Source organism: Holdemanella sp. MSK.7.32, assembly GCF_024460475.1.
Lineage (GTDB): Bacteria > Bacillota_I > Bacilli_A > Erysipelotrichales > Erysipelotrichaceae > Holdemanella.
Map to the genome: position 1 here is coordinate 1 of NZ_JANFYN010000026.1, position 12,258 is coordinate 12,258.

The 12,258-nt window shown below is 34.8% G+C and carries 9 protein-coding genes; 8 read left to right on the top strand and 1 reads right to left on the bottom strand.

Features of this window, described 5'->3' with window-relative positions; genetic code table 11:
* Positions 1-127: 127 nt before the first annotated feature.
* The 3 genes from NE544_RS07335 (at position 128) to NE544_RS07345 (ending at position 2,132) form a co-directional block, all read left to right on the top strand.
* Positions 128-349 carry a DUF1653 domain-containing protein gene (locus NE544_RS07335; RefSeq protein WP_256268880.1) on the top strand — a complete coding sequence of 74 codons (222 nt, stop codon included), beginning with the start codon at positions 128-130 and terminating at the stop codon, positions 347-349.
* A 99-nt stretch (positions 350-448) separates the two neighbouring features.
* Complete coding sequence (locus NE544_RS07340; RefSeq protein ID WP_118116629.1) at positions 449-1,108, top strand: Crp/Fnr family transcriptional regulator; 660 nt, start codon at positions 449-451, stop codon at positions 1,106-1,108.
* Between the two features lie 379 nt (positions 1,109-1,487).
* Positions 1,488-2,132 carry a Crp/Fnr family transcriptional regulator gene (locus NE544_RS07345; RefSeq protein WP_256268881.1) on the top strand — a complete coding sequence of 215 codons (645 nt, stop codon included), beginning with the start codon at positions 1,488-1,490 and terminating at the stop codon, positions 2,130-2,132.
* 22 nt (positions 2,133-2,154) lie between these two features.
* Here the strand turns inward: NE544_RS07345 and NE544_RS07350 are convergent, their stop codons facing one another.
* Complete coding sequence (locus tag NE544_RS07350) at positions 2,155-4,650, bottom strand: hybrid sensor histidine kinase/response regulator (RefSeq protein ID WP_256268882.1); 2,496 nt, start codon at positions 4,648-4,650, stop codon at positions 2,155-2,157.
* A 313-nt stretch (positions 4,651-4,963) separates the two neighbouring features.
* On the opposite strand from NE544_RS07350, the gene trkA reads away from it, so the two are divergent.
* The 5 genes from trkA (at position 4,964) to lepB (ending at position 12,165) form a co-directional block, all read left to right on the top strand.
* Positions 4,964-6,322 (top strand): Trk system potassium transporter TrkA, encoded by a 1,359-nt coding sequence (gene trkA / locus NE544_RS07355; protein WP_256268883.1) that lies wholly within the window; start codon positions 4,964-4,966, stop codon positions 6,320-6,322.
* Positions 6,306-7,826 carry a TrkH family potassium uptake protein gene (locus NE544_RS07360; protein ID WP_256268884.1) on the top strand — a complete coding sequence of 507 codons (1,521 nt, stop codon included), beginning with the start codon at positions 6,306-6,308 and terminating at the stop codon, positions 7,824-7,826. The genes trkA and NE544_RS07360 overlap by 17 nt, the downstream gene beginning before the upstream one ends.
* Before the next feature lie 210 nt (positions 7,827-8,036).
* Positions 8,037-10,361: a PAS domain-containing hybrid sensor histidine kinase/response regulator gene (locus NE544_RS07365; RefSeq protein ID WP_256268885.1), complete on the top strand. Its 2,325-nt coding sequence runs from the start codon at positions 8,037-8,039 to the stop codon at positions 10,359-10,361.
* Between the two features lie 457 nt (positions 10,362-10,818).
* The gene (locus NE544_RS07370) at positions 10,819-11,118 is read left to right on the top strand and encodes a hypothetical protein (RefSeq protein ID WP_256268886.1); all 300 of its coding nucleotides are present in this window, start codon (positions 10,819-10,821) and stop codon (positions 11,116-11,118) included.
* A 399-nt stretch (positions 11,119-11,517) separates the two neighbouring features.
* A complete protein-coding gene (gene lepB, locus NE544_RS07375) occupies positions 11,518-12,165 on the top strand; it encodes a signal peptidase I (RefSeq protein ID WP_256268887.1) in 648 nt (215 codons plus the stop codon).
* The last annotated feature ends 93 nt before the right edge of the window (positions 12,166-12,258 follow it).

Genomic DNA, 12,258 nt, shown 5'->3' on the forward strand with positions numbered 1-12,258 from the left:
CTTTTATATACGGCAATCTCGCGTGCTAAAAAACAGCTTTTTATTATTGGCAATAGGAGCTTATTTGAAACGCAAGTACGCTTAAAATTAAAGCGTATTCGTCAAACAACGTTGCAGGAAAGAATTTATGAAAGTAATAGAAAATAGAATATATCGACATTTTAAAGGAAACAACGTGTTGTGTGTTGCGATGCATACGGAAACGCAAGAGAAGATGGTGGTTTATCAAGCATTATATGGGGATTATAAGTATTTTGTTCGTCCATATGAAATGTTTGTGTCAAAAGTCGATCATGACAAGTATCCGGATGTGAAGCAGGAATATCGATTTGAACTCATAGAAGAATAGGCTTAGGTCTATTCTTTTTTCTTATCTGTGTGATTTGTTAACGTATACAAATTGGGAGTGTGTTATAATAAACCATATTGACAAAGGGTGATTTAAATTATGGGGCGTGAATTATTTTTAGACTTTTTTACAGAGCACGAAGTGCCTGTTATTCGTAAAAGAAGACATACATTTTTAAAGATGGATGATGAGAATGTATATATTTTAAAAGAAGGTGTTGTGAAGGTCAGCGTTTTAATGCGTGATGGACGTGAATTTAATATTGCGTATTTAAAAGGCTTTGATATTTTATCTATGTTTAAAGATGCAGTTGTGGATTGTAAATTTTCTTCATTAATGATTCGTGTTGAGAGTGATGAAGCTAGTTTTTATTGTGTTTCTAAAGAATTGTTCAATCAGTTATTAAATGAACATACGGAGTTGGTAGAATACGTGAATACGTATTATCGTAAGAAATTATCGGAAACAATTTCAAGACAAGAATTAATGACGATGAATGGTAAGAATGGTGCTGTATGTGCATTTATATACTATTTGGTTACAATGTTTGGAAAAGAAGCGCGTGATGGAATTTTGATCGATTTAAAGATCACAAATGATGATATTGCGGGTTTCTGTGGAATTTCTACAAGACATAGCGTGAATCGTATTTTGCGTGGCTTAAGAGAAGAACATGTTATTCGCACATTGTATAATAAAATCATGGTCTTGGATGTCGAGTATTTAAAACAATTTGTAGATGTTAAGGTGGATGCATAATCCGCCTTTTTTCATGCAAAATAAAAAGAGCCGACTAAAAATGTGGGATGTCGACTCTTAAAACTGGTCATTATAAGAAAGACTATCATGAGTTGGTTACAACCAGTTTTATTTACTATATCATGGACTTTGAAATGAAAAAAGAGCTGAACTAGATGATGTGGCAAGTAATTCAGCTCTATTCATAGGAAACTGGATATGCAAATTACTTTTTGGACAAGCTATCCAGCAAAAATAAGTATATCATCTTGTTGTGTATTATACAAAAACAATTGTCCATAATTGTATATGTAAGGAACACGTCATATAATAAATATCAATTGCTAACAAGATTCTACGGAAGTATGATACAATGGGAATAATGATAGAGGTGAAGAAGATGAATTGTGACTATGTGCTTCAATATCTGAAAAGGATGGAAGTCCCAATTGTTTCAAAAAAGAACCATGATATTATAATGTGTGGTTTAGAAAAGATGATTTTCTTAAAGGAAGGTGTCGTAAAGGTGAGTTCCATTTTAGAGGATGGACGTGAATATAATATAACTTACGCCAAAGGGCCCAATCTTCTTTCGTTAATGTGCGACACACTTCGTGAAGATGTTGCGTATCGTATAAGAATTCGTGTTGAAAGTGAAGAGGCATCTTTTTGTTTGGTAAGTCGAGAAGATTTTTCAAGGGCTGTAAAGCAAGATGAAAAGCTCAAAGAATATGTTGAGGCATACTATCGTGAGAATCTACAAAGAGCTCTATATCGCCAAAAATGTATGACAATGAATGGAAAGAGTGGCGCTATCTATGCCTTTCTTTATAATTTGATTTCTCTGTTTGGAAAAGAAAACGAGGAAGGTATATTGATTGATATGCAGGTCACAAATGATGATATTGCAGGATTCTGTGGTATTTCTACAAGAAACAGCGTCAACCGTATTTTGCGTGGATTAAGAGAAGAGAATGTAATTCGTATAGTTGATAATAAGATTTTAATTTTGAATGCAGATTATTTAAAGCCATATGCAGACTAAAAGGGTGATTGTCTCACCCTTTTCATTTCGCTAATTTTTCTTTTAATAGTTCCATAGTGATTGGTTTTGCGATATGTCCATCCATACCTGCTTTTAGGCATTCTTGAATATCACTTTCAAATGCATTGGCACTCATCGCAAGAATATGTACGCTTTTCGCATCGTTTCTTGGTAAGGCACGTATTTCTCTTGTGGCCTGTAATCCATCTTTAACTGGCATCATAATATCCATAAAAATATAATCGAAAGTGTTAAGCTTAGATTCTTTGAATTGATCAACGGCTTCTTGTCCATTTCGGGCAATCGAGACATCAAGCCCTAGATCTTGTAACAGAATGGTTGCGATTTCTAGGTTGATATCATTATCTTCAACAAGGAGTGCTTTCTTATTTGTAAGATTTAATGGCTTAGTTTGAATGGGTTTTATGATTTGTGGGTTTGGATCTATCTGTAAAGGAAGAATTATCCTAAAAGTCGTACCCACATTTTCTTTACTTTCCATTTGAATCGTACCATGCATCATTTCTACAATGTCTTTGACAATGGATAGACCTAATCCTGTACCATTATATCCGGTTGTGGTTGGTTTACCTTCACAAGTAAATGGTTCAAAGGCATGTTTCTGGAAATCTTCACTCATACCAAGTCCTGTATCTTTACATACAAATTCATATAGAGCGTGCGTATCATCACTCGATAATTCTGTGCAATATAATGTAACCGAGCAACCTTCACGGTTGTATTTAATGGCATTGCTAGCGATGTTCATCAATAGGCGGTTTAAATATTCGCCACTACCCACAAAATTACGATGGATGATCTTGCTCATATCTTTTCCGCCAAAGAATTGTATGTTGTGTTGTTCGCAGTTTGTTTCTGTAATCGCAATGATTTTATTAAGAATGTCAATTAGGTTGAATGGTTTATTTTCTAAAACAAGTGTACCAGATTCTACTTTGTTCATATCTAGAATATCATTGATCAATGACAACAAGTAGTCAAGTGAGGTCAATACTTTTTCTTTACATTCATAGAGCTTATCTGTGTCATTCGCATATCTTTCAGATAGGTTGATCATACCTACGATGCCATTTAATGGTGTGCGTATGTCGTGGGACATTCTTCGTAAGAAGTTTGTCTTGGCAAGATTAGCACGCTTGGCTTCAATGGCGGCTTCTTTTAGCTTTTCTTTGGCTTCGAGCTCTCTTTTCTTAAAATCATCAATATCAGATAGAGTCATCAATACATTAGTCAAATTATAATTCTTGTCATAGGTTTGTGGGATGATGGAGCAGGCATGCCATTTTCCATTTTGACCTTTCATTTCTAAGGTAAGAATGTTTTTGCCTTTCATACGCTCAGGGATTGTGTCTAGATCAATAAATTCTAAGACTTCATCTACAAAAGGGGATGCGCTATTCTTAGCTATATAATGTTGTTTTAATTGTTCCATACTTCCTTTAAAATCGGTTTCCGTAATTTTCTTGTCTGCACTCTTGTAAGATAGTACGGTATAGGTTTGTTTCTTTAGATCAATGGTGGCGATACTTTTATAAATTGAACCAATCGCATGAATGATTTCGTTATATGTGCGCTCTTTTTTTAGGGCTTCATTCAATTGTTTGTTTTGTTCTTCACGTTCTTTGACAATATCATCAATATGACGTGAGCCTAGAATGATTTTAAAGCCAGTATCGGACTTGATTTTCACAACACGCGTTTCCATATAGGATGGATTGTCTTGGTCTTTATTGATACAAAATTGTAAAGAGAGTTCATCCTTATCTTTTAGGGCTTGTATTAGATTGGTTCGCTCTAACTTTTCAACATAGGATTCATTGCCTTTATAAATTGCTTGTATCTTAGTAAATATTTCTAGGGTTGTGGAATATTTAAATTCAGAACTGGATGCGATATGGGGATTGGTATCTTTAATGACTTTTAAATCGTCTTTTTCTAAATCACATACATAAACAACGCTATAGTCATTGCATAATGCCAATAATATGGAGTCTTCTTCAGAAGCTTGTTTATAGGCGATTTCTAATTCTTCTTTTTGATGCTTCTTTTCTTCAAGGAGTTGTTGAAGGCGCTTTTCATTCTTATATTGTTTTTCCATGAGATCATCCATGACTTTAATGCCAATCACAACTTCAAAGCTAGATTTGGATTCATTGAGTTTAATGGCTCGAAAAGAATGGTATTCATTACCGTTTTGATTTGGCTTTAAACGACAATGGTAGCAATAGATGGGGTTGTCTTTTAGTTTTTCCATTAATGCCTGGGGTTCAAATTCTTTCCAAAAGCTTTCTTGAGCGGAATCTTGAATATAAAGATTTTCAAAATATTGTATCATTTTGCTAAAGGAATGAAGTGTATAGGAATCCATGGTTTGTATGGCCGTATCGGTATGGGTTCCTTTGTCATAGCGTACGATATCGATTGTATCTTGGATGAGGTCGCATTGATAGATGGCTGTAAAATCTTGGCATAAAGCTTCGAGTAATTGTGTATTCATAACACCCCTCCTTAAAAAAAAGCGTCTATAAGCAGGTAAGATCGTGCAAATGAATCATGCACTTTTCTAAGGGCATTATACTCGATTGTTAAAACGAAAAAAAGAGCTGATCGGGTAAATCAGCTCAAGAAATAGGAAACGCTGGATAAGCGGTAAAAGGGTAATTTGATTATCCAGCATAGCCTAGTATATCACTATGAATTGAAAATGCAAGAAGATAGAACATATTTTCTGTATCACTAGTTTTTAATATTGATTTGTATTATACTTGAGATAGATTCCGTATCGGAATTTATTTTTTTTGGAGGAAAATATGAAAATTATTGTAGTTGGCGATGGGAAAGTTGGCTTTGCGATTGCGAAACAATTGAATCAAGAGGGTCATGATATTACAGTGGTTGAAAATAAAGCGAATGTATTATCGAGTACAATGAATCAACTCGATATTGTTGGTGTGCAAGGCAATGGAGCTAGTTTAGACACATTATTGGAAGCACGTGTACCTTCGAGTGATTTGTTGATTGCGGCTACATCAACGGATGAAGTGAATATTATTTGTTGTTTATTGGCAAAAAAATTGGGAGCTAGACATACCATTGCTCGTATTCGTAATCCAGAATACAATAATACAGTTCGTTTGATTAAAGATGAATTGGGATTGAGTATGAGTATCAATCCAGAGCAGGCGGCGGCTCGTGAAATATTGCGTGCGATTCGTTTCTCAAATTCCATTAAAGTATCGTCTTTTGCGAAGGGAAGAATTGAGCTTGCTGAAGTTAAGGTAACAGAAAATTCCCCACTTATAAATATGCGTGTGGTTGATATCAATCGTCGTTTTAAGACGGAAGTCTTGTTTGTGACGATTTTGCGTGATGGTGAAGTCATCATTCCAAACGGAAATACGGTGATTTATGCAAATGACCGTCTTACATTAACGGGTTCAACAACGCAATTAGAGCGTTTCTTTATTAAAATTGGTATTTTAAGCGATCGTACAGTCAATGAGGTTATGATTGTTGGTGGTGGTCGTATCACATATTATTTGACGAGCATGTTACTTGAATTGGGTATGGCTGTTAAGATTATTGAGTTGAATAAAGAGAAGTGTATCAACTTGGTTGAAAAATTTCCACAGGCAACAGTTATTCATGGAGATGGAACGGATCATGAATTATTGTTGAGTGAATCCTTAGAGGAAATGGATGCCTTTATCGCTCTTACAGATAATGATGAGGAGAATGTCATTATTTCCATGTTTGCCCAAAGTCATGGTGTTACGCATGTGCTTCCTAAGGTAAATCGTGTTTCTTTAGGTTTCTTGTTGGAAAAGTTGGGTCTTGAAAATTCAATTACGCCTAAGTTTATTACCGCAAACCAAATCGTGCAGTATGTTCGTGCTATGCAGAATACGGTTGGATCCAACGTTGAATCTTTGATCAAGCTAGTGGATGACAAGGTAGAGGCTTTAGAATTTAGAGTGCGTGACAATTGTCGTTTTATTGACGTGCCAATTAAGGATCTAAATATTCGTAAGGGTATTATCATTGCGTATGTAACACATAAAGGTGTTTCTAAAGTGGCAACTGGGGATACGCGTATTCAACTATCGGATACAGTAATCATCATTAGTAAGGTTGCAGGATTGAGGGATATCAATGATTTACTATCTTAAGCATAATATACATAAACTCAACTGGACTATGATTGGTAATGTATTGGGTATGGTGCTTATTGCGCAGGCCTGTTTAATGGTGTTGCCGGTCATTGTGGATTTGATTTATCAAGAAGGATTATATGATTCTTACTTGATCGTAATTGGGATTTGTTTGGTTTTAGGATATGGTTTAACGCGTAAAAAGTCGAGAACGAATTCTTATTTTGCCAAAGACGGAATGCTTGCGGTAGGTATTGCCTGGATTGTTGTTTCTTTCTTTGGTGGATTACCATTCTATTTATCGGGTGAAATTCCTTCTTTTGTGGATTGTTTCTTTGAAGCTGTGTCTGGATTTACAACGACAGGTTCAAGTATTTTAACGGAAGTTGAGAATTTGAAGCATGCCACACTATTCTGGCGTAGCTTTACGCACTGGATTGGTGGCATGGGTATCTTGGTTTTCATTTTGGCTTTACTTCCAAAGTCAAATGATCGTGATATGCATATCATGCGTGCCGAAGCACCGGGTCCTACCATTGGTAAATTAGTGCCTCGTATGCGTCAGTCCGCTATGATTTTATATACCATGTATATGGGATTAACTATCATTCAGGTCATTTTACTATTGATTGGCAAGATGCCCTTGTTTGATGCGTTATGTAACACGTTTGGTACGGCGGGTACCGGTGGTTTTGCGATTAAAAACACGAGTATTGGTGCCTACAACAATGCGTATTATGAAGTAATCATTACGATTTTCATGATTTTATTTGGTGTGAACTTTAATATGTATTACTTTTTATTAATCAAAGATTTCAAACAGGTCTTTAAAAATGAAGAGTTGCGTACATATTTAGGTATTATTCTATTCTCAATTATTTGTATCACATTGAATATTTTATCCATGTATAATTTTGATGTATTCAAATCCATTCGTTTGGCAAGTTTTCAAGTGGGTTCAATTATAACGACAACTGGATATTCGAGTTGTGATTATAGTGTCTGGCCACAATTTAGTAAGATGATCCTCTTCTTATTAACAGTCTGTGGTGCGAGTGCTGGTTCGACTGGTGGTGGTGTGAAAGTAAGTCGTCTTTTGATTATTGTGAAGAAAATCAAATTGGATATTCAAAAGTTACTACATCCACAAAAAGTAGAAGCCATCACAATGGATGGTAAGGTAGTGGATACAGAAGTAGTCAATCAGATCATGGCGTATTTCTGTAGTTTCATTATTATTGTCGGTGTCTTGTTGTTCTTGGTTTCATTTAATAACTTTGATTTTGAGACAACAGTTACATCGGTTATGACTTGTATTGGTAATGTAGGTCCAGGATTTGGCCTTTGTGGTCCAATGGGAAACTTTTCCATGTTCTCGGATTTTTCGAAGATTGTCTTATCTTTTGCGATGTTGATTGGTCGTTTGGAAATCTATCCAATTATCATTTTCTTGGCTCCAATTTTAAATATTCGTAGTGTATCTAAGAATATTCATAGTCGTAAAAAGCGTAGAAGCAATTAAGGTACTTTATGTACCTTTTTTATTTGCACTTTTTAGTACAGTTTGTACTTTTTAATTGAGTGTAAACGCATACATCTAACTTAAACGTAATTTGTGTTACTATATAGTCAAATGAGTTTACTTTTATTTAATGGGAATATAACCATAGTTTTTAGTGAATTGAAATAGGATTGAGAGTTTGATAGAGTTATAGATATTAGGGGATTTTTTATGAAGATAATAGATAATGATTTGACAATTCAAGAAGTGTGTGGGCGTATTGGTGGATATCATCGGTGTTCATTGGAGGAGGGATATCCCTTTTTATATGTGAGTTTAAAATTTCAAGAGATTTTTGGTTGGTCAAAAGAAGAGATTGAAACTCGATTTGATAATAAATTAATGAATATGGTGCATCCAGAGGATAGAGAGATAGATTTATTCAATTCTGTTTTTCGTTTGTTAGGAAAAGATGGATATCACTATGTAAGTGAGAGTGTAGAGAAAGAGGGAAATTCTATACTGCATGGACATATTTCGGATGTAACGGAATTTATTCGGGAAAAGGAACAAAATAATATCTTATCAGCACTGACTATGGATTATACTTCTTTAGTGCTTTGTGACTTGAAACAAGATACCGTTGAGGTTATTAAGCAGGATGCGAGTTGTGCAGAAATGAATTGGCATACTTATAGTGAGAGTTTAAATTATTTCTATGATAATGTACTGATGAAGGATTCTTGTCCAAATTATATGGATCTTTTATCAAATGCTTCTTTAATGCGTACATTAAAGGAACAGGGTTCTTTAGAATGGCATTTTCAAATTGTTCCGGATGAGAATGGAATTTCGAATTTAGGGGCAAGGGCAGTATTTCTATATGAGGATTTGAATCATTTTAAGATTATAATGGGTTTTCGTCCGATTGATGAGGTCATAAAAAGGGAAAGGGTATTAGAGCTTCAAAGAGAGATTATTGAGGGTCTTGGTAAAGAATATTTTTCCGTATTATTGTTGGAGTTGGACAGTGGTCAAATCTTTTCCTATCGTGAAGTGGGTGAGAATGGTAAGCGTATTGCGGATTTTTGTCGTAAATATGGAAATCAGTGGTGTGAATTATTGCCAGCTTATGCCGATGAGATTGTGACGGATGAAAGTCGTGAAAATTTCTTAGATCAGCTTTCGTTAGATGCGTTATGTTCAAAGCAAGATGATTTTTCAATGACCTATGAATTTAAAACGGGTGATCGTATTATTTATCATCAGACACGTATTGCGTATGTTTATAAAAAGGATCGTAGTCGTGTGGCGGTGATTGGTACAAGAAACATTGATGATTTGATCAAGAAGGAACGTATGCAGGAGGCGAAATTAAAAGAGGCATATATTGTGGCGGAAAATGCGAATAAGGCGAAAACGGATTTCTTAAACAATATGTCGCATGATATTCGTACGCCTATGAATGTGATTCTTGGCTACAATGAATTGATGAAGCAGTATTTGACAGATCCAATCCTGGTGGATTATCAAAATAAGATTGAGCAGAGTGGCAAGTTATTACTTTCCATCATTAATAATGTGCTGGATATGGCGCGTATTGAGAGTGGTAAGATGGTTGTCGAAGAAAGAGCCGAAGCAATCGGGCTTGTAGTGGAAGAAATCGAGAGTGTATTCGAGTCGAGTGCACAAGAAAAGAATATCGTATTTACAACGAGTGTAGATGTGGATCATACACATGTGTTGTGGGATGGCTTTAAGGTTCGTGAAATCTTAATGAATCTAGTGGGAAATGCGTTTAAGTATACGCCTGATGGTGGTCATATTGCGATTGATGTCAAGGAACTTGATTGTACAAGATCGGGTTATGTGAGGATTCAAACGCAAATCAAAGATACGGGTATTGGCATGAGTGAAGACTATCTTCCAACTTTATTTGATTCTTTTTCTAGAGAATACAATACAACGATTGGAAAAGTTTCTGGTACAGGGTTAGGTATGGCGATTGTCAAGAATCTTGTGGATATGATGGATGGAGAAATTCGTGTAAAGAGTAAACTGGGTGAGGGGACTTGTTTCACTCTTACTTTTGAGCATAGAATAGCGGATGAGGATTCTATAGAATGGAATCAAGAATTGGATGTTTTGGATGAAAAATCCATCTTAGAAGGTAAGCGTGTTTTACTTGTGGAAGATAATGATTTAAATGCCGAGATTGCGATGGCCATACTTGAACAGAGTGGTTTAGTGTTGGATCGTGTTGAGGATGGTTTAGCTTGTATAAATCGGTTGTCTGAAGTGGATGCGGATTTGTATGATTTGATTTTGATGGATATTCAAATGCCAAATATGAATGGGTATGAGGCGACTAGAAGAATTCGTCAATTTGAGAATGTAAAAAAAGCAAGTATTCCAATTCTAGCTATGACGGCCAATGCGTTTGAGGAAGATAAGAAAATGGCAATGGAAGCAGGTATGAATGGGCATATTTCTAAGCCGATTGATGTGAATGTATTGGAAAATCAGATTATAAACATATTCAAAAAAGTGTCTTAAATGACACTTTTTTCTATAGTAGGTACAACATTTAAATATAAGAAAAAAAGTCCTGCCATAAAAGCAGAACTCAAATTTTCAAGCCGAACATTTATTAGATGCTTTCGGTGAGCATACAATATTTTCGAGCCGGACATTTATTAGTTGCTTCCGGTAAGCAACAATATTTTCGATAACAGGAAACCTGTTTCTTTAATTATGATATGGTTGAAACTGAAATATGTCAATACTATACAAAACTGAATGGTTGTCAGAATTAAATTTGATGATAAGATAAGAAATGGCGATGGCTGCAGGTATGAATGGGTATATTTCTAAGCCAATTTATGTGAATGTATTAGATGATCAGATCATAAACATATTCAAAAAAGTTTCTTAATTGGTGCTTTTTTCTATACAAGGTATATATTTGAGGTTTATAATGTGGGTAGTTCGATGCAAAGGAGTGGTAATATATATGAGATTTTTTGATTACATTGATACTATCGAAAAGCCTACAATTGAGAATATTCGAGTTATATATAAGGCTGTAAATGAGAAGTATGATGATCTCATAGACATGGCACTGGAGCCGAATAGTAAGAATTATAAAAAGTGGGTTCAGAATATGGAGTGTTTAAAAAAGTCTGAAAACATGATGATTGATTGTATTGGCAAAAAGCAGATTACAGATACAGAGTGGTTAGAACTTATGTATAATATTTATCGTTATCAAGTTAAATATGGTGGTTTAAAATACCTTACAATTGAATTATAGGAAAGAACAGAATTCGTAATGAATTCTGTTTTTCTTTTGTATATTTTAACAATTCTGTTGCACTTTTTAATCGAGTTTATTTCGGGGGGGGGGACACATATATAACCAAAAAGTAAAATATGTAAGTAAATACTTAGGATATACAATATTTAACACAAAATAAATATAACCATTGTAATTTAGGTATTTGAAAAATGATTGTAAGGCGCGTAATATGTAGATTACCAAAAGTTAGTTAATCTTAAAATGCTTGATAGGTAAGGGATATTTGATGTATTTATGAATACATTATTGATAATTTGTGCAATATTTTTTTACTAAAGTGGTTTACAAGTTTACAAGGTAGACTTTTTTTTACTAACTTGAAGTAAGCGCTACCAATAAATATAGGGGTTAGATATGGAGAAGAAAGATTTAAAGCATTTGAGTCGTAGTGAGTTGGTGGATGTCATTTGCGAGATGAAAAAGGATACTACAAATTCAAATGATTTAACAATGGAAGAAATAGAATCGGAGCAGAAGCGATTAAAGGATAGGGCTGTATATCGTAAAACTTTAAAGGGGACGATTGGTATATTGGTTGTAGTAGCTGCCATTTCTGTTTTAGTAGCTACTTTATGGATGCCCGTATTATCTATTTATGGCTATAGTATGTCTCCTACTTTAGAACAGGGTCAGTATGTTGTTTCTGTAAAGAATACGGATTTAAAGTCGGGAGATATTGTAGCTTTTTGGCAGGGAAATAAGTTGTTGGTAAAACGTGTTATTGCCAGTCCTGGTCAATGGGTAGATATTGATGTGAATGGCAATGTGAGTGTGGATGGCAAAGTATTGGATGAAAAGTATCTTAATGAAAAAGCTTTAGGAAATTGTGATATTGATCTTCCACACCAGGTGTCTGAATCGCATTGGTTTTTAATGGGTGATAACAGAGATACTTCTATAGATTCTAGAAGTAGAGCAATTGGAGATATTTCGAAAGAACAAATAGAGGGGCAGATTATTTTTAGAATTTGGCCTTTTGATCAAATAGGAAGTGTAAAGTAGGTGAGAGAGCATGGTTTCGGAATATATAAAAAAACTACTTAAGGATAAAGCACGGTTAAAGAAATGGAAAAGGATTACTTTAGCCCTTTCTTG